The organism is Nocardia sp. MH4 (assembly GCF_019266065.1).
GTDB classification, from domain to species: domain Bacteria; phylum Actinomycetota; class Actinomycetes; order Mycobacteriales; family Mycobacteriaceae; genus Nocardia; species Nocardia canadensis.
The window spans coordinates 14,601-32,215 of sequence record NZ_LPNR01000079.1; the positions used below are offsets into that span (position 1 = coordinate 14,601).

General features: G+C 70.4%; 17 protein-coding genes. 12 read left to right on the forward strand and 5 right to left on the reverse strand.

Going from position 1 to position 17,615, the window contains the following annotated elements:
• Positions 1–73: 73 nt before the first annotated feature.
• Entirely contained in the window at positions 74–475 is a 402-nt protein-coding gene (locus ATM97_RS08280; protein ID WP_218717364.1) for a hypothetical protein, read from the forward strand.
• The gene (locus ATM97_RS08285; RefSeq protein ID WP_218717365.1) at positions 472–2,259 is read left to right on the forward strand and encodes a hypothetical protein; all 1,788 of its coding nucleotides are present in this window, start codon (positions 472–474) and stop codon (positions 2,257–2,259) included. The genes ATM97_RS08280 and ATM97_RS08285 overlap by 4 nt, the downstream gene beginning before the upstream one ends.
• A 90-nt stretch (positions 2,260–2,349) precedes the next feature.
• On the opposite strand, the gene ATM97_RS08290 is transcribed toward ATM97_RS08285, so the two are convergent.
• The 4 genes from ATM97_RS08290 to ATM97_RS08305 all read right to left on the reverse strand — a co-directional run bounded on the left by ATM97_RS08290 (position 2,350) and on the right by ATM97_RS08305 (position 5,079).
• The gene (locus tag ATM97_RS08290; protein WP_218717366.1) at positions 2,350–2,577 is read right to left on the reverse strand and encodes a hypothetical protein; all 228 of its coding nucleotides are present in this window, start codon (positions 2,575–2,577) and stop codon (positions 2,350–2,352) included.
• A gap of 201 nt (positions 2,578–2,778) precedes the next feature.
• Positions 2,779–3,321, reverse strand: coding sequence for a DinB family protein (locus ATM97_RS08295; RefSeq protein ID WP_218717367.1), 543 nt, complete (start codon positions 3,319–3,321; stop codon positions 2,779–2,781).
• A 42-nt stretch (positions 3,322–3,363) separates the two neighbouring features.
• Entirely contained in the window at positions 3,364–4,551 is a 1,188-nt protein-coding gene (hemW, locus tag ATM97_RS08300; RefSeq protein ID WP_308248415.1) for a radical SAM family heme chaperone HemW, read from the reverse strand.
• Positions 4,552–4,650: 99 nt separating this feature from the next.
• Positions 4,651–5,079 carry an SgcJ/EcaC family oxidoreductase gene (locus ATM97_RS08305; protein ID WP_218717369.1) on the reverse strand — a complete coding sequence of 143 codons (429 nt, stop codon included), beginning with the start codon at positions 5,077–5,079 and terminating at the stop codon, positions 4,651–4,653.
• Between the two features lie 434 nt (positions 5,080–5,513).
• Between ATM97_RS08305 and ATM97_RS08310 the strand changes: the two genes are divergently transcribed.
• The 8 genes from ATM97_RS08310 to ATM97_RS08345 all read left to right on the forward strand — a co-directional run bounded on the left by ATM97_RS08310 (position 5,514) and on the right by ATM97_RS08345 (position 14,704).
• A complete protein-coding gene (locus ATM97_RS08310; RefSeq protein WP_255587401.1) occupies positions 5,514–7,304 on the forward strand; it encodes a nitrite/sulfite reductase in 1,791 nt (596 codons plus the stop codon).
• Positions 7,305–7,324: 20 nt separating this feature from the next.
• On the forward strand, positions 7,325–8,044 hold the full coding sequence (locus ATM97_RS08315; protein WP_218717370.1) for a phosphoadenylyl-sulfate reductase: 720 nt from the start codon (positions 7,325–7,327) through the stop codon (positions 8,042–8,044).
• A 72-nt stretch (positions 8,045–8,116) separates the two neighbouring features.
• Complete coding sequence (cysD, locus tag ATM97_RS08320; RefSeq protein ID WP_255587402.1) at positions 8,117–9,076, forward strand: sulfate adenylyltransferase subunit CysD; 960 nt, start codon at positions 8,117–8,119, stop codon at positions 9,074–9,076.
• A gap of 82 nt (positions 9,077–9,158) precedes the next feature.
• The gene (locus ATM97_RS08325) at positions 9,159–10,454 is read left to right on the forward strand and encodes a sulfate adenylyltransferase subunit 1 (protein WP_218717371.1); all 1,296 of its coding nucleotides are present in this window, start codon (positions 9,159–9,161) and stop codon (positions 10,452–10,454) included.
• Positions 10,454–11,239: a sirohydrochlorin chelatase gene (locus ATM97_RS08330; protein ID WP_218717372.1), complete on the forward strand. Its 786-nt coding sequence runs from the start codon at positions 10,454–10,456 to the stop codon at positions 11,237–11,239. Before ATM97_RS08325 ends, ATM97_RS08330 begins: the two co-directional genes overlap by 1 nt.
• Before the next feature lie 916 nt (positions 11,240–12,155).
• Complete coding sequence (locus ATM97_RS34985; RefSeq protein ID WP_374104840.1) at positions 12,156–12,941, forward strand: pentapeptide repeat-containing protein; 786 nt, start codon at positions 12,156–12,158, stop codon at positions 12,939–12,941.
• Between the two features lie 127 nt (positions 12,942–13,068).
• Positions 13,069–13,638, forward strand: coding sequence for a hypothetical protein (locus ATM97_RS08340; protein WP_255587403.1), 570 nt, complete (start codon positions 13,069–13,071; stop codon positions 13,636–13,638).
• Between the two features lie 112 nt (positions 13,639–13,750).
• Positions 13,751–14,704, forward strand: coding sequence for a DUF748 domain-containing protein (locus ATM97_RS08345; protein ID WP_218717375.1), 954 nt, complete (start codon positions 13,751–13,753; stop codon positions 14,702–14,704).
• A 65-nt stretch (positions 14,705–14,769) separates the two neighbouring features.
• Here ATM97_RS08345 and ATM97_RS08350 read toward each other — a convergent pair whose 3' ends face one another.
• Positions 14,770–15,378, reverse strand: coding sequence for a TetR/AcrR family transcriptional regulator (locus tag ATM97_RS08350; protein ID WP_218717376.1), 609 nt, complete (start codon positions 15,376–15,378; stop codon positions 14,770–14,772).
• 104 nt (positions 15,379–15,482) lie between these two features.
• Here ATM97_RS08350 and ATM97_RS08355 point away from each other — a divergent pair, with 104 nt between their 5' ends.
• Together ATM97_RS08355 and ATM97_RS08360 are read left to right on the forward strand one after the other, a co-directional pair.
• Positions 15,483–16,901, forward strand: a complete 1,419-nt coding sequence (locus ATM97_RS08355; RefSeq protein WP_218717377.1) for an MFS transporter — start codon at positions 15,483–15,485, stop codon at positions 16,899–16,901.
• Positions 16,902–16,911: 10 nt separating this feature from the next.
• Complete coding sequence (locus tag ATM97_RS08360) at positions 16,912–17,601, forward strand: SGNH/GDSL hydrolase family protein (protein WP_218717378.1); 690 nt, start codon at positions 16,912–16,914, stop codon at positions 17,599–17,601.
• The last annotated feature ends 14 nt before the right edge of the window (positions 17,602–17,615 follow it).

Consider the following 17,615-nt stretch of genomic DNA (forward strand, 5'->3'; position numbering starts at 1 on the left):
GGCGTACGTTCGGCACTGATTCAGCTGTTTACCAGCGTTTTTCAGGTGTCCACGGCGGGCGGGGAGGGGCTTTGTGATGCAGCGGAACGGCAGCGACGGCGCCACGGGGGTGCCGCTGAATCCGGCGGAGTTCGCCGGATTCGATCGGGGGTGTGCGGAGTTCTTGCGCGTGATCGGCCAGCTCATCGCGCTGGCCGGGGAGATCGGCGCGCGGACGCGATGGGGTCTGGGTGAGGACGACGCGAGGTTGATCTCCGCGGCCACCGTCGTGGCCCGGCTGCGCGCCAAGGCCGACGGCGACGCGAACAGCATCGCCGCGGTGCTGGCGGCTCATGCCGACATCGTCGCCGAACTCCGGTCCGCGTGCCGGTCCGCGCGGGACGAGCTGATACGCACCGACGACGACTGGGCCGGACAGGTCGGCGCGGCCGAAACCGATGCGGGACAACCAACTTTCCGGCAGCGACTGCCATGACCGAGCACGAGCCGCGCACGATTCCCGACGGCGGTGAGAACGCCTGGAATTGGCGTCACGCGCAGATCGTGGCGGCGTTCACCTCGCGCGAGGTGACCGACGCGGTCACGCAGGCGGATCGGTTCGAACGGATCGCGGCACGGTGGGCCGAGGGGTTGGACGCCTTCGAACGAGCCGTGCACGGCTCGTTCGCGACGGCATGGGCGGGAGTGGCGGCCGAGGCGGCCGCAGCGGCCGTGCGCGCGTATGTGACGCAGGCGCGGGAGTTGACGCCGGCACTGCTGGAGCTTCCGGGCCTGGTCCGGGCCGCGGCCGAGGCGATCGTCGCCACGAAGTACGCGATCCCCGAGCTGGTCGTGGACGGCGCGGGAACCTCGATCTCCTCGATGAGCGTCGGGGGCGAGTCTCCGATGCTGCCACCGATGGGTGAGGCAGCCATGTCGCCGATGAGCGGGGCCGCCGCGCATCCGATGTCACCGATGGACGCGGCAACCGCACATCGTGCGGCAGCGTCCGCGGAGGAGAACGCGAGGATCGCGATGCGGGAGCGATATGTGGTGCCGTTCGGTGCTATCGACGGCAGGATTCCGGTGCTGCCCATGCCGATTCGACGGTGCGTTTCCGACACATATGCCGGCCGACAGTGGGTGATCGTCGGGAGTTCGAACCGCGAGAACGCGCTGCCGACGGGAGGCAACCACCCGCCGACGATGAGTGGCGACCACGCGCTTCCGACGCGCAGCGACCCGCCGGCGACGGGAACCGCCCGCGCACAGCCGACAGCAGGCAACCACCCATCAGCGACGGGTAACGACCACCAGGGCTCGGTGGAAGGCGAGGATTCCGTGTCGGCGAGTGGTGGGACGAGTTCCTCAGCGACCACAGCGGACCGGCCGGTTCAGGTCTCGTCACCGGGCATCGGCGCGGCGGACGATAGGGCGACGAGCGATGGCACGGCGGATGACAGCGGCTCGACGATCGGAAGGTCGACGGTCACCGACTCGGCGGCGGACTGGCGTGGCTCTGACACGGAGACGCCGGGGTGGGGTGGCCCTGGCTCGGAGCTGGCAGGGTGGCGTGATCCGGGCTCGGAGGTCGAGGATCGGGGTGCGTTCGGATCGGGCGGCGACCTGGGTCCGGACGTGGAGTCGGTGGCGGGGTCCACCGTGGTGTCGTCGTCGAGTGCGGGCGTGAGTACCGCGTTCTCGGGGGCGCCCGGCGGTCCGGGGTTTTCGCAACCGGGTGGTCCGGGAGTGGCTTCTTCAGTGCCCGCGCTCCCGGGTATCGAGGGATCGGCGACTTCGCTCGGCCGCGCCGCCCTCGACCTCAGCGACAGCAGGGCTGGATCGTCGATGCCGGCGACCGCGGTGGGAGATCGCCCGGCGGCCGGCACTCACTATCGGCCGGCACACGATGGCACCTTCCTCCATCCGGGAGGGCGCAGTGGGGCGGGGGCAGGCATCGGTCCTGTGGACAACGGCGCCTGCGGTCGTCCGGAAGCCGGACGGAGCGTGCCCGGGGCGGTGGGTCCGGTCATCGGCGCGAATCCGCCGACTGTCCCGGCGCCGACCCGTGGACTCGATCGGTGGTACTACGCCGGACCATTGGGGCCCGGGCTGCCACCGACCGGTGAGACGGAGCGCGCGGTGCCGGAATACCTGATCACGCAGGCGAATACCGACGCACTCCTCGGCGACAGGCGGCCGACGGTGGTCGGGGGCGTGATCGGTGGCGCGGACGGCGGCGGGCCGGACGCGCAGCACGCGGCCTCGGCTCGGGTCTGACCATGTCAGTGAGCCGAAGGCATCGAGTCTGTGCGGCCGATCCGGTCGGCCGCCGGCTCGGACCGCCCAGAGGGGGCGGTCCGATCCGATTCAGCTCCGGGCGGCGGCGGTGGAAGCGGCGCCCACCTGCTTGCCCGCGAGGGCATCCAGGCCGAGCATCGCCAGCAGCGATACGCAATCTTCCGCGTCGTTGGAATGCGACGCGACCGTGCGGGCGGCGACCGCGCACTGCCGCGCGTTCTCCGCCTTCTCCGCAGAGCGCGCCTCAGCGAATTCGCTCTGCTCGTGGACGAGGGTGATGTGCCGTTCGGTGGACATATAGCTCCCTAGGATCGAGTCGAAGCCTACGCCCCCAATCGTTATCTTCGGCCCCGAACCCACCGAACCTCGCGCTTGCGGACCCCGGTGCGCGGGCCCTCCGGTGAGGTGTGCATCACGTCCGCTCATCACGCTGACCGGGCGATCCTCGATGGCGTCCGCGCCACCCGAAAGCCCCGGAATTCCGGTCACGAATCGGTGTCAAGCGACCTGTGTCCGGGCCGCCCGCAGCAGTCGCAGCTGACCGATCTCGGCCACGTTCTTCATCAGTTCCGCATCGACCCAGGAGACCAGATGAGCGTTCGTCAGCCCGGCATCGGCCGGCCACGGGTAGGCCGAGGGCGCGTCCAGGTCGGTGTCGTCGAGCGCGTCGAGGATCGCGATCCAGTCCGTGCGCAGCCGACGCAGCCAGGCGATCGTCGGCGCTCCCGGTCCGGGCCACCCGATGTCGGTCCGCTGCCGCGGTGGTCGGCCGGCCAGATGGTCGGTGGCCACGCTCCACCACCAACCGATGTGCCAGCTCAGCCACGCGATCGTCGGGACCGGGATCGGGTCGGGTTCGGTGTCGGCCCAGTCCGCGACCCATCCGCCGGTGTCGTCCGGCCGCAGCGTCCAGCACAGTTCGGTCGGCTCCCAGCGGAAGTCCGCCGCCGACAGCCGGTCGAGATGGAACTCGAGCAGCGACCAGGTCAGGTCGAACTGCCAGCGCACCAGCTCATTCCGCGAGGAAGACACGCCGCGCATCGTGTCACGGCGACGGCGGGACCGACACCGAATTTCGGCGGCTCAGTCGAGCAGGTCGCGGACCACGCCGTCGGCGAGCAGACGGCCGCGGTCGGTGAGGACGAGGTGCTCGCCGGTGATCTCGGCGAGGCCGTCGGCGAGGATGCGGTCCAGCGCGGTCCGGGCCGTGGGCGCGAGAGTGGCCAGCGGCAGGCCGGTCCGGAGGCGGACGGTGAGCATGAGGTGTTCGGTGTAGCGCTCGTCCTCGGTGAGCGCTTCCCAGCCCGCGGCGGGCAGGCCGCCGAGCGCGACGCGGTCGGCGTAGCGGGCGGGGTGCTTGATGTTCCACCAGCGGACGCCGCCCACATGGCTGTGCGCGCCGGGGCCGGCGCCGAGCCAGTCGCCGCCGTCCCAGTAGCCGAGGTTGTGCCGGCAGCGGGCATCGTCGTCGGCGGCCCAGTTGGAGACCTCGTACCAGGACAGGCCCGCGTCGGCGAGGCGGGCCTCGATGCGTTCGTACCGGGTGGCCAGCACGTCCTCGTCGGGGGCGGGCAGTTCGCCGCGGCGGACCTTGCGCGCCAAGGCGGTGCCGTCCTCGACGATCAGGGAGTAGGCGGAGACGTGGTCGACCCCGGCGGCCAGCACGGCGTCGAGGCTCGCGTCCAGATCTGCGTCGGTCTCGCCGGGCGTGCCGTAGATGAGGTCGAGGTTGACGTGGTCGAACCCGGCAGCCCTGGCTTCCTTCGCCGCCGCGACCGCGCGGCCGGGGGTGTGGGTGCGGTCCAGGATCTTCAGCACGTGCTGGGCGGCGGACTGCATTCCCAGCGACACCCGGGTGTAGCCGGCGGCCCGGATGCGCTCGAAGAACTCCGGCGAGGTGGACTCCGGGTTGGATTCGGTGGTCACCTCGGCGTCGGCGGCCAGGGTGAAGTTCGCGCGCACCGCGTCCAGGACCGCGGCCAGTCCGTCGCCGCCGAGCAACGAGGGGGTGCCACCACCGACGAAGATCGTCGACACCGGCGGCGTCGCGCTCGGCAGCGCGGCGAACTCGGTCGCCGCGGTCGCGAGCTCACCGCGCAGCGCCTCGAGCCACGACTGCGGCGACGCGGAGGTGCCCAGCTCCCCCGCGGTGTAGGTGTTGAAGTCGCAGTAACCGCAGCGTGTCGCACAGAACGGCACGTGCACGTAGACCCCGAACGCGCCGCCCCCGAAATCGCGCAGCACCGGCCGATCGGCATCGGCCGGTGTCACGCCGGGAGCCCCGGAAGCAGCGCTGATAGTCACCCCTCCAGTCTGCCGGGCTCCCCTCGGACCCGGCACGCAGGGCCCGCGCTCGGCACCGGTCGACGATCAGTCGGCCACCACGGGGGTGTTCTGGTTGGCGGTGAGCACCCAGGCACCGTCCTCCTTGGTCATGACGTACAGGGGCGTGCCCTGCCCCGACAACTCCCCGTCGAGGGTGAAGTAGCGCTGCCGGATCTTGACGGCGGCGACGTCGGGCCGCAGGAACAGCACATGCTCGATCTCGTAGGTGGCCTTGCCGTGGGTGGTGGCGCCGGGCAGCACCTGGGCGGTGAACTCGGCGATGGCGGGCCTGCCGTACAGCCGCTTGCCGTGTCCGGTGGTCCAGATCGCGTCCGCCCGGAAGACGGCGGTGAACTCGTCGATCAGTTCGTTGGCCTGCGCGTGGGCGATGGACTCGACGACGGCGGTGACGGCCGCGAGTTCGGCCTCCAGATCGACGGGGGTCTGCCCCGTCACGGTGGCATCGTTGCTCATGCGACCACTCTGCAACCTCAACGAGACTCCAGGTCAACGCGCTGTGCCGCACCGCACATCCAGGGTCCACGACGAATCACGGGTCGCTTCCGGCGGGTGAACTATGACCCCCGTCACAGAACGGGACGACCGTCCAGGGAATTTCCCTCAAAAGTGCGGGAAATATCTCCTTGCGGTCGGAACGACCCGGCTGACATGGCACAATAGGCCCATGCACGCAACTGGAGTACGACTCGTGGCCCGGCGCCACGTCGACTTCCAGCGCGTCTGCAGCGCCTGTTGTCGGCCCGGTTTCCCCCGGTAGCGCAGCGGCGTCCACGCCCGGGTATCCCCCGGTGCCATCGACTTTCATCGGCCCGCTGACCACCTGACGCGAGCCAGCCCCTCGCGCCTTCAGCACGGATGTACCACCCACCCCGCAGGAGCGACCCCACATGACGTCGAGCACCGACGCCGCTTCGACCGAACAGTCGTCGCCGGCCCGCCCCGAGCGCCCGGCGGCCGAACGCCGCGTCCGGCCCGATCGGCCGCGCAGCGAAGCCCCCGTCGCGCCGCGCGAGCGCACCGGCAAGCCCGTGCGCCGCCGCTCCGAAGGCCAGTGGGCCCTCGGCTACCGCGAGCCGCTGAACCCGAACGAGCAGTCCAAGAAGGACGACAACCCGCTCAACGTGCGCGCGCGCATCGAGAACATCTACGCCAAGGGCGGCTTCGACTCGATCGACAAGGCCGATCTGCGTGGCCGCTTCCGCTGGTGGGGTCTCTACACCCAGCGCGAAGAGGGCTACGACGGCACCTGGACCGACGACGACAACATCGACATCCTCGAAGCCAAGTACTTCATGATGCGGGTGCGCTGCGATGCCGGCGCGCTCAATGTCGCCCAGCTGCGCACCATCGGCGGCATCTCCACCGAGTTCGGCCGCGACACCGCCGACCTGTCGGACCGCGAGAACGTCCAGTACCACTGGATCGAGGTCGAGAACGTCCCCGAGATCTGGCGACGGCTCGAGTCGGTCGGCCTGCACACCACCGAGGCCTGCGGTGACTGCCCCCGCGTCGTCCTCGGTTCGCCGCTGGCCGGTGAGTCGCTCGACGAGATCATCGACCCGACCTGGGCCATCGACGAGATCGTCGAGCGCTATATCGGGAAGAAGGAGTACTCCAACCTTCCCCGCAAGTTCAAGACGGCGATCTCGGGCCAGCAGGACGTGGTCCACGAGATCAACGACGTCGCCTTCGTCGGCGTGAACCACCCCGAGCACGGCCCCGGCCTCGACCTGTGGGTCGGCGGCGGCCTGTCGACCAACCCGATGCTGGCCAAGCGGGTCGGCGCGTGGGTGCCGCTCGACGAGGTGCCCGACGTGTGGGAGGCCGTGGTCTCGCTGTTCCGCGACTACGGCTACCGCCGCCTGCGCACCAAGGCCCGTCTGAAGTTCCTCATCAAGGACTGGGGCATCGAGAAGTTCCGTCAGGTGCTCGAGGACGAGTACCTCGGGCGCAAGCTGATCGACGGTCCGGCCCCGGAGCAGCCCGCCAAGCCGATCGACCACGTCGGCGTGCAGAAGCTGCGCAACGGACTCAACGCCGTCGGCTTCTCCCCCATCGCCGGTCGGGTCTCGGGCACCATCCTGAGCAAGGTCGCCGACGCCGCCGAGAAGTACGGCTCGGACCGCATCCGCTTCACCCCGTACCAGAAGCTGATCATCCTCGACATCGCCGACGACCAGGTCGACGCGCTGATCGACGAGCTCGAGCCGCTGGGTCTGCAGGCCCGCCCGTCGATCTGGCGGCGCAACCTGCTCGCCTGCTCGGGCATCGAGTTCTGCAAGCTGTCCTTCGTCGAGACCCGCAAGCGCTCGCAGGTGCTCGCGCCGGAACTCGAGCAGCGCCTGGCCGACATCAACGCCGAACTCGACGTGCCGATCACCATCAACATCAACGGCTGCCCGAATTCCTGCGGCCGGTCCCAGATCGCCGACATCGGCTTCAAGGGTCAGCTCGTCGACGACGGCAACGGGAATCAGGTCGAGGGTTTCCAGGTTCACCTGGGTGGCAGCCTCGGCCTGGACTCCGGATTCGGCCGCAAGCTGCGTCAGCACAAGGTGACCAGCGTCGAGCTCGGTGACTACATCGACCGCGTCGTCCGCAACTTCGTCAAGAACCGGGAAGCCGGTGAGCGGTTCGCGGTGTGGGCCGTGCGCGCCGACGAGGCCGACCTCCGCTAGTGGATGAGGGGATCTCAACTGTGACAACGAATCTCGCCGCGAAGCTGTCCGAGGACGAGCTGCGGTCCATCGCCGAGCAAGGCGCGGCCGAGCTCGGTACCGAGGCCTCGGCCGCCGACCTGATCGCCTGGACCGACCGCACATTCGGAAACGGCTACATCGTCGCCTCCAACATGCAGGACGGCGTGCTGGTGCACCTGGCCGCGCAGACCCGGCCCGGTGTCGACGTGCTGTTCCTCGACACCGGCTACCACTTCGCCGAGACCCTCGGCACCCGCGACGCGGTCGAGGCCGTGTACGGCGTGAACGTGATCAACGTGCGCCCCGAACACAGCGTCACCGAACAGGATCAGCTGCTCGGCAAGGATCTGTTCGCCCGCGACGCCGCCGAATGCTGCCGGTTGCGTAAGGTCGTTCCGCTGAAGAAGTCCCTCGCCGGCTACAACGCCTGGGTCACCGGTATCCGCCGCGTCGAGGCGCCGACCCGCGCCAACGCACCGCTGATCTCGTTCGACGAAGCCTTCGGACTGGTGAAGATCAACCCGATCGCGCCGTGGTCCGACGACGAGATGCAGGCCTACATCGAGGCCAACGGCATTCTCGTCAATCCCCTGGTGGAGGAGGGTTATCCGTCCATCGGCTGCGCGCCGTGCACGCGTAAGCCCGAGCCGGGGTCCGATCCGCGCAGCGGACGCTGGGCCGGCCTCGCCAAGACCGAATGCGGATTGCACCAGTCATGACCACGTCAGCGCCCGGAGGCGGAAGCCTGCGTCACCGCGAAGGGCGCCGTGGGCATGCAGATAGGACACAGCATGACCATCACCACCACCGGGAGTGAGCCTGTGAGTACCAACACCACCGAACGCGACCTCGGCCTGACCGAGTTCGACACCCTCGCGGCGCTGGAATCCGAGGCGATCCACATCTTCCGTGAGGTCGCGGGCGAATTCGAGCGGCCGGTGATCCTGTTCTCCGGCGGCAAGGACTCGACCGTGCTGCTGCATCTGGCGCTCAAGGCCTTCTGGCCCGCGCCGCTGCCGTTCGCGCTGCTGCACGTCGACACCGGGCACAACCTGGACGAGGTGCTCGAGTTCCGCGACAAGGTGGTGGAGAAGTACGGTCTGCGCCTGCACGTGGCCTCGGTCGAGGAGTACCTGGCCGACGGCCGCCTCACCGAGCGCCCCGACGGCATCCGCAACCCGCTGCAGACCGTCCCGCTGCTCGACGCCATCACCGAGCACCGCTTCGACGCGGTCTTCGGCGGCGGCCGCCGCGACGAGGAGCGCTCGCGCGCCAAGGAGCGGATCTTCTCGCTGCGCAACGCCTTCGGCCAGTGGGACCCGAAGCGCCAGCGTCCCGAGCTGTGGAACCTCTACAACGGCAAGCACGCCCCGGGCGAGCACGTGCGGGTGTTCCCCCTGAGCAACTGGACCGAGCTCGACATCTGGCGCTACATCGCCCGCGAGGACATCGATCTGGCCAGCATCTACTACGCCCACGAGCGCCCGGTGTACCAGCGCGACGGCATGTGGATGACCCCCGGCGTCTGGGGCGGCCCGACCGAGAACGAGGTCCTCGAGACCCGCTCGGTGCGCTACCGCACCGTCGGTGACGGTTCCACCACCGGCGCCATCATCTCCGACGCCGCCGACAACGAGGCCATCCTGGCCGAGGTCGCCGCGTCCCGACTGACCGAACGTGGTGCGACCCGTGGCGACGACCGCGTGTCCGAGGCCGCCATGGAAGACCGCAAGCGAGAGGGTTATTTCTGATGTCCGACCTATTGAGGCTGGCCACCGCCGGTTCTGTCGACGACCATGGGCACAGCCACGCTGGTCGGACGGAGGCGCGACAGTGAGCGACCTACTTCGCCTGGCCACCGCCGGTTCTGTCGACGACGGCAAGTCCACCCTGGTCGGACGGCTGCTCTACGACACCAAGTCCGTGCTGGCCGATCAGATCGACGCCGTCACCCGCGCCTCGGTCGACAAGGGTCTGTCCACCCCGGACCTGTCGCTGCTCGTCGACGGCCTGCGCGCCGAGCGTGAGCAGGGCATCACCATCGACGTGGCGTACCGCTACTTCGCCACGCCCAAGCGGTCTTTCGTGCTGGCCGACACCCCCGGTCACGTGCAGTACACCCGCAACACGGTGTCCGGCGCGTCCACCGCGCAGCTGGTGATCCTGCTGGTCGACGCGCGCAAGGGCGTCATCGAGCAGACCCGTCGCCACGCCGCCGTGCTGGCGCTGCTGGGTGTGCCGAAGCTGGTGCTGGCCGTGAACAAGATCGACCTGGTCGACAATCCGGCCGAGGTGTTCGCCGCGATCTCCGCGGAGTTCAACGCGCTGACCTCGAAGCTGGGCTGGGCCGACGAGGACGTCCTCGAGATCCCGGTGTCGGCGCTGCACGGCGACAATATCGCCAGCCGCTCGGACAACACCCCGTACTACGACGGCCCGTCGCTGATCGAGCACCTGGAATCGGTGCCGGTGGACGCGGATTCGACCGGAACGCACGCCCTGGGCCTGCGCTTCCCGGTGCAGTACGTGATCCGTCCGCGCACCGCCGAGTACCCCGACTACCGTGGCTACGCGGGTCAGATCGCGGCCGGTTCGGTCTCCCCCGGTGACGAGATCGTGGTGCTGCCCTCGGGCAAGCGCACCACCGTCGAGCGCATCGATACCCCCGACGGTGAACTCGCCGTCGCGCAGGTGGGCCGCAGCGTGACGCTGATCCTGGCCGACGAGGTCGACATCTCCCGCGGCGACATCATCGCCTCGGTGGCCGACGCCCCGGAGGCGATCGACACCTTCGACGCGACCGTGTGCTGGCTCGGCGACAAGTCGCTGCGCCCCGGCGCCCGGCTGCTGCTCAAGCACGGCGCCAAGACCACGCAGGCGATCGTCGGTGCGCTCGTGGAGCGCTTCGACGAGCAGACCCTGACGGCCGAGCCGAGCCCGGAGACGCTGGAGCTCAACGATATCGGCCGCGTGTCGCTGCGCCTGGCCGAGCCGATCCCGGCCGATGACTACCGCACCAACCGGCACACCGGGTCGTTCCTGCTGATCGATCCCGCCGGTGGCAACACCCTCGCCGCCGGCCTGGTCGGCGATGTGCTGACCTCGGTCGAGGTCGGTACCGCGGTCTGATGTCGCCCGTGCTCGCCCCGCTGCGTGGTGCCGTTGTGGCCCCGCGCGGCGGGAGCGAGCCCGCGCTGATCCTGGTCGCCCACGGCAGCCGTGACCCGCGTTCGGCGGCGAACGCGGCGGCCGTGCGCGATCTGGTCGCCGCGCAGCGACCGGACCTGACCGTCCGGCTCGCCTTTCTCGATCTCAACGCGCCGTCTGTCGACCAGGTCGTCGACGGGGTGGCCACGCTGGGGTTCACCCGCGCGATCGTGGTACCGATGCTGCTGGGCAGCGCGTTCCACGCCCGCGTCGACCTGCCCGGCCTGCTCGACACGGCCCGGCGCAGGCATCCCCTGCTCCGGCTGGATCAGGCCGATGTCCTCGGCCCCGACCCCCGCCTGCTCGACGCACTGTGCGACCGGATCATGGCGGCGATCCCCGAAGACACGGCGGGCCGGATCGGGATCGCCGTCGCCGCGGTCGGTTCCACGCGGCCCGGCGCCAACGAACGCACCGCCGACGTGGCCGCGCGGATCGCCCGGCGCACCGGTCTGCTCACCGAGATCTGCTTCGCGACCAGCGAACCCACCGTCCGCGGGGCGACCGATCGGCTGCGTGACCGTGGCGCCGAGCACGTCGTCGTCGCGCCGTGGTTCCTGGCGCCTGGCCTGCTCACCGACCGGTTGCGTACCGCCGCACCGGAATCCACCCACGCCCCGACACTCGGTACCCACCCGTCGCTCGCCGCCGTTGTGTGGGATCGCTACGACGTGACCGTCGGCGCCGAGTGGGAACTGACCGCCTGAACAACCGATCTCAGGGGTGTGATGCTCCCGGTTCGGGTGCCGTCGCGACAGGGACGGGCGGGACTTCGGCGAGCGAATCCGGCAGGGCTACCGAGGCTTGACCCGGAATTTCTCCGGGAACCGACGTCGGGGTGTAGTCGATCGGAACACCGTGGCCGGGATCGACCGGGCTGTCTGGCGTCTCCGGTGGGGCAGGGATCTCGAGCGTCAGAGTCAACGGGGCCGGGGCAGCCGGGAGGCCGGGTCCTGGTGCGGCCGAATCCGGGGCGGTCGGCGAGTAGGTCACGGGGACACTCGCCGAACTCTCGACGAAACCACTGGATTCGGTCGTGGCGGCGTACCCCGACGAGGGTCCCGGCATCGGTGAGGCCACCGAGGGATCGGCCACGGTCCGGTCCGGCTGCGCCCTGATCGATCCGATCGGCCGCATAGCGGCCCCGGCCCACAGGGTCGCCGGCAGTGCGTCGACCAGCACGGAACCCGGTATCGCGTCGACCCGCTCGCCCGGTAACGCCCGGCCGGGCACGGCGACCATCGCGCCACCCCGCCCGTCATCGGCGCGCAACAACCCCAGCGCGACCGAGAACAGCAGAGGCACGGCGACGGCGGCCGCGACGAACGCACCGCGTGACACCGGTCGGCGCACCGGAACCAGCACGGTGCCCGTCGCCGAGCGCCGGGCACCGAGCAGCGCGGCACCCCGGGCGATGGAGGTGCCCGGCTCCCGTTCGCGCACAACCGGACAGCGCAGCGCACCGGCCAAGGTGCGCGCGACGTCGTCCGGGGTTGCCGCGCCCCCGACGAGCAGCACCGCGTCGAGACGTGCGACGGAAAGCCCTGCGGTGCGCAGACATTCGTGCACGAGCGGCAGTGAATCCCGGACGAGCTGGGCACGCACCGCGATCGCGCGCCGTGGATCCGAACCCGCACCCAGGTCCATCGCACCCAGTTCCATCGCACCCGGTTCCGCCGCGCCCAGTTCCATCGCGCCCGGTTCCGCCGCGCCCAGTTCCGCCGCAGCCAGTTCCGTAGCGTCCGGTTCCATCGCACCCAGTTCCCCAGCGCCCGGTTCCATCGCGCCCGCCAGGTCGTGCTCGGCGATCGCGAGCGCCGCGGCGGTCGAGCGACCACCGAAGGCGTAGGACCGGGCGGGGCGGCCGGCGATCCGGTGGCCCCGCCGGTCACGCACGACCACCGTGAGATCGAGCGAGGTCGCACCCAGGTCGTACACCAGCAGCGCCGCGACATCCGTTGCAGCATCGACGTTCTCGTCCGGCCGATCGAGCGCCGCCGCTGCCGCGATCGGCTCGGCCACCAGCGCGACCTCGCCCAGTCGCGCCCGCCCGAGTTCGCGCCGCAGCGCGGCGAGGTGTCGCTCGCTGTAAACCGCCGGGTGTGCCAACACGGTGTGCTCGGCCACCGCGCCGTGGGCGGCCATCGTCGCGCCGAGGACCCGGACGACCAATTCTTCGGCCGGGGGCTCCTGCGGCAGCCCACCGGCGACGGTCAGATCGGCGAAACCGAGAATCCGGCCGTCATGGGAGGTGGTCCGGTCTCGCCGGACCACCGGATCGCCGCCGCCGACCGCCACGCAGACGGTATTGCGCGCACCGAGGGACACTCCCCATCCGACCACCATCGCTCACCAATCTCTCTCGGCCGACAGCGGCCGGGAACGTCTTTACCCGACCCGAAGAAATAGTTTAGCCTCCCCTAATCTCTTGTGGACACACCGGGTGGAGGCATCAATGCCGGAAAACTTGCTGGTCATTCGACCTGATGCGGCGGCAGCGCCGACGGTCTGGGGCACGCTTCACACCCCGGCCCCGATGCCGCGGGGCGGCCGCTGGCCGGCGCCGGAACCCGAGCGGCCGATCGGCCTGCTCGATTCCTGGTGGCTGATCGGCGCCGCGGCACTCGGGTCGACGGCGCTGCTCGGCGGCGTCCTGTGGGTGGCCACCCACGTACACCCGGACCCCGCGCTGCATACCGCCGGGTTGTTCGTCCACCTGGCCGGCTTGACGCTCGGGTTCGGCGGGGTGCTGATCGCCGACTACCTGACCGCACTGTGGCTGACCGGGCGCAGCACCTTGGCCGAGGCGATGGCGGGCGTGTCCCGAATGCACGTGCCGATCTGGTTGGGCCTGGCGACGCTGGTCGTCAGCGGTGGCGTCCTCGAGCCCGATCTCGGTTCGCCTCCGACGCAGATCAAAATGGCGCTGACCGCGATCCTCACCGTCAACGGGCTACAAGCGACGGTGCTGAGCAAGCGCCTGGCCGAGCGGACCACCGGGCCGTTGCCGCCGCGACTGCTGGCCTGGGGCGCCGCGTCCGGTGCGATCTCCCAGATCTGCTGGTGGGGCGCCATCGCCATCGGCTTCTGGAACGCCCAGCACTGACCCGGACGCCCGGACCGGTGTGACCCAGTCCACAGGTCATCACTCTTCACTACATACCCCATAGGGGTATATGTTCGTAGCAACGCACAGCGAACAGAGAGAGGCGACCACGATGACCACCAACGCCCACGCCGGACACCACACCCACGCCGGACACGCTGACGCCGCGCCCGCCGCGCACCGGAACAACCACGCGGACAACGGCATCGATACCACCGCGCACGCGGCACACCAGGGACACGGCAAGCACGCCGCCGCCGAGCCGGCCCACGCCGGCCACGGCGACGCTCACGCCGGCCACGGCGCGGGCGCGCCGGGCGGACTGCTGGTCACCCAGGACGGATACACCCTGGACCTCGACACCACGATCGCCGCGCCCGGCGGGATCGATTTCCGGTTCCGGATCCTCGGGCCGGACGGAGCGCCGGTCACCGAGTTCGACCCGATCCACGACCGCGAGCTCCATCTGATCGTCGCGCGCCGGGAACTGACCGGGTTCTGGCACGTCCATCCGGTGCGCGAGGACGACGGCACCTGGGTGATCCGCCTCGATCTCCCCGAGGCGGGCGCCTACCGCGTCTTCACCGATATCGCGCCGCGCGCGCTCGGCCGCACGATCACCCTCGGCGCCGATCTCGCGATCGCGGGTCACTATGCGCCACAGCCGGTTCCGGTGGTAGGGCGCACCGCGACGGTCGACGGGTACGAGGTCACCGTCGACGGCGACCTGCGCGCCGAGGGCGACCTGCTCACCCTGACCGTGCGCAAAGATGGTGTGCCGGTCACGGATCTGCAGCCCTACCTGGCCGCCTTCGGCCATCTGGTGATCTTGCGCGCGGGCGACCTCGCCTACGTACACGTGCACCCGAACGGTGAACCGGGCGACGGCGTCACCCCGGCCGGACCCGAGATCACCTTCCACACCGCGGTTCCCGGCCCGGGCACCTACCGCCTGTTCCTCGATTTCCGGCACGGGGAGGTGGTCCGCACCGCGGCGTTCACGCTCACCGCGGGCATCGCGACGCCGCGGCACGACCCGCACGCCGGACACGCACACCACCACTGAGCCGCCGACCGATGGCGTCGTCACCCGAGCCGGGTGACGACGCCATCGGCGTTTACCGGGGCAGGCTAGGACGTGAGCAGGCGCGCGGCGATGGCGCGCGCGGCCTCGACCCGCGCCGAATCCCCGATCTGGCGCGCGATATTGGCCGCGCTCACCACCGCGTCGAGCTCGAACACCAGCTGTTCCGGATCGGCGCCGGCGAAGTCGCCGACTTCCTGCGCTTTGCGGATCTCGACCGCGAGCAACGCCAGCCACTCGTCGTGGTCAGCCACCACGGCATCGCGGACCGGCCCCTCCTTGCTGCTGTACTCCGTCAGCGTGGCGACGCGAAAACAGCCGCCGGGGAAGGGCGGATCCTCGATGTGGGCGAACCAGCGGTCGATCAGAGTGCGGATCCGGCCGACGCCGCGTGGTTCGCGCAGGCTCGGCGCGATCACCCGTTCGATGAATACGTCACGGGCGGTCGCCACGGCGGCCAGCTGTAGCGCCTCCTTGGTGCCGAACAGCGTGGCGATGCCGCTCTTGCTGATCCCGAGGTCGGTGGCGAGCATGCCGATGCTGATGCCGTCCAGCCCCTCGATGGAGGCGAGTTCGGCGGCGCGGCGCGCGATGGTCGCCCTGGCACGCGCGCCCTTGGCCAGTCGTTGGTCGCCGGACTCGGACAGCTGCGTCATGAACTCCATTGTTCCACCACCTCTTGCATGGGCGAACGATCGGTCGTACTTTTATTTACGAACGATCGTACGTTCTTATTTCTCCTCCGTGAAGGACCTTCCCCATGACCGACGTTTCTGCTCGGCCCGAAGATTCGCCGACCAGCACGACACCCGACACCGGCGCCGCGGGCCGCACCCTGGCCGTGGCGTCGGGCGCCGCCTTCATCGCCTTCATCGACCTGTCCGTGGTCAATATCGCGTTCCCGACCATCGCCACCTCCTACCCCGGCACCGCGACCAGCACGCTGACCTGGATCGTCAGCGGCTACGCGATCGCCTTCGCCGCGCTCCTGACCCCGGCGGGCCGGCTGGCCGACGTCCTCGGACGGCGCCGGATGTTCGCCCTGGCACTGGCGGGATTCGCCGTCACCTCGCTGCTGTGCGGGCTCGCGCCGAGCGCGGGCTGGCTCATCGCCGGACGCGTCCTGCAGGGCATGACGGCGGCGTTCATGGTGCCCGCCGCGCTCGCGCTGGTGCTGGCAGCCACGCCGCGCGCGAAGATCGGCTCCGCCATCGCCGTCTGGACGGCCGCGGGCGGATTCGCCGCGGTGGTCGGTCCGGCCATCGGCGGCGCGCTCGTCGAGAGCCTGGGCTGGCGTGCGATCTTCCTCGTCAACGTGCCGATCGCGCTCGCGCTGATCGTGCCCGGCCTGCGCCTGCCGAGCACCGACGATGCCCGCCGCGATACCGCCCTGCCCGATCCGCTCGGCACCCTGGCCGTCGCGCTCGGCCTCGGCGCGCTCGTCGCCGCGGTCACCGAGGGCCAGAGCTGGGGCTGGACGGCCCCGGTCACGCTCGCGGCGCTCATCGGTGGCGCCGTACTGGTGACGTTCGCGCTGGCTCGCTCGATGCGGCACCCCGATCCGGCCGTGGCCGTAACACTGTGGCGGAATCGGCAATTCGCGCTCGCCAATGCCGGCTCGCTGCTCTTCGGCGCGACCATGTTCGCCTGGCTGCTGGCCGGACCGATGTTCCTGGACGCGCTCTGGGGCTACTCGGTGCTCGAATCGGCCGCGGCGCTGACCGTCGGCGCGGCGGCGTCGATGGTGACCTCGGTGATCGTCGGCCGGATCACCGCACCGCGGGGCCAGCGCTGGGCCGGCGTGGTCGGCGCGCTGATGTACGCCGCCTCGCTGGCCTGGATGAGCACCGACGCGTTCGGCCCCGATCCCGCGCTGTGGTCGGCATGGGTACCCGCCGGACTGCTCGGCGGCGGCGGCATCGGCATCGTGGTCACGGTGCTCGGCACCGCGGCCGCGAGTTCGGTGCCCCCGCAACAGTTCGCGGCCGGGATCGGCATGAACGTGACCGCCCGGCAGGTGGGCGGCGCGCTCGGCGTGGCGGTGCTGGCCGCCGTCTTCACCGCGGTGCCCGACGACGCGGTGCGCGCCTTCCACACGGTATTCGCCGTCGGCGCGGTGATCGGGCTCGCGGTCGCACTGCTGCTCCTCGTCCCGTCGCAGGCCCGTACTACCCGTTAGGAGTCGCGAGATGTCTTTCACCACACCGTTGTCCGAGCAGTACACCGAGGCCGACGATCCGCTGTTGTTGCGCCCGGACGAAGCGGTCGAGTTGCTGCGTGCGGCCCCCTGGCAGCGCTTCGCCGTGCTGGGCGACTCGATCGCCGCGGGTACCGGCGATCCCAGCCCCGGCTACGCGGCCCGAGGCTGGGCCGACCGGGTCGCCGCCACCCTGGCGACGGTGAATCCCGCACTGGTGTACCGCAATACGGGACGGATCGGCGCGACCAGCACCCAGGTCCGGCAGCATCAGTTGCCCGAGATCCTGGAATTCGCACCGGATCTCGTGCACATCAGCTGCGGGGGCAACGACCTGTTCGAGGCGGGCGGCGACCCGGAGCGGCTGCGGAACAACCTCTCGGCGATGTTCGCCGCGCTGGCCGCGACGGGAGCGCAGCTGTCGGTGTTCACGGTGGCCGATGTGTGGGCGATCGAGCGGATGGCGCCGATGCGTCCGATGCGTCCGCGCATGGCCGAGATGAACGAGGTGGTGCGGGCGGTGGCCGCCGACTTCGACGCCGTGCTGACCGAGTTCTGGGAGCACCCGGTGCGGACGCGGCCGAGTCTGATGAGCGCCGATCTCATCCATTTCACGACGAGCGGTCACGCGGTCGTGGCGACCGAGGTGGTGCGGGCACTGGCCGCGCGGCTCGAGCGCTAGACCGTCCGTGGTGT

What these genes read in the sequence shown, in the direction of transcription:
- ATM97_RS08310 (WP_255587401.1), top strand. Translation starts at nt 5,514, where the DNA reads ATGACGTCGAGCACCGACGCCGCTTCGACCGAACAGTCGTCGCCGGCC.
- ATM97_RS08345 (WP_218717375.1), top strand. Translation starts at nt 13,751, where the DNA reads ATGACCACCAACGCCCACGCCGGACACCACACCCACGCCGGACACGCT.
- cysD (WP_255587402.1), top strand. Translation starts at nt 8,117, where the DNA reads ATGACCATCACCACCACCGGGAGTGAGCCTGTGAGTACCAACACCACC.
- ATM97_RS08340 (WP_255587403.1), top strand. Translation starts at nt 13,069, where the DNA reads ATGCCGCGGGGCGGCCGCTGGCCGGCGCCGGAACCCGAGCGGCCGATC.
- ATM97_RS08355 (WP_218717377.1), top strand. Translation starts at nt 15,483, where the DNA reads ATGACCGACGTTTCTGCTCGGCCCGAAGATTCGCCGACCAGCACGACA.
- ATM97_RS08350 (WP_218717376.1), bottom strand. Translation starts at nt 15,378, where the DNA reads ATGACGCAGCTGTCCGAGTCCGGCGACCAACGACTGGCCAAGGGCGCG.
- ATM97_RS08285 (WP_218717365.1), top strand. Translation starts at nt 472, where the DNA reads ATGACCGAGCACGAGCCGCGCACGATTCCCGACGGCGGTGAGAACGCC.
- ATM97_RS08305 (WP_218717369.1), bottom strand. Translation starts at nt 5,079, where the DNA reads ATGAGCAACGATGCCACCGTGACGGGGCAGACCCCCGTCGATCTGGAG.
- ATM97_RS08360 (WP_218717378.1), top strand. Translation starts at nt 16,912, where the DNA reads ATGTCTTTCACCACACCGTTGTCCGAGCAGTACACCGAGGCCGACGAT.
- ATM97_RS08290 (WP_218717366.1), bottom strand. Translation starts at nt 2,577, where the DNA reads ATGTCCACCGAACGGCACATCACCCTCGTCCACGAGCAGAGCGAATTC.
- ATM97_RS08330 (WP_218717372.1), top strand. Translation starts at nt 10,454, where the DNA reads ATGTCGCCCGTGCTCGCCCCGCTGCGTGGTGCCGTTGTGGCCCCGCGC.
- ATM97_RS08295 (WP_218717367.1), bottom strand. Translation starts at nt 3,321, where the DNA reads ATGCGCGGCGTGTCTTCCTCGCGGAATGAGCTGGTGCGCTGGCAGTTC.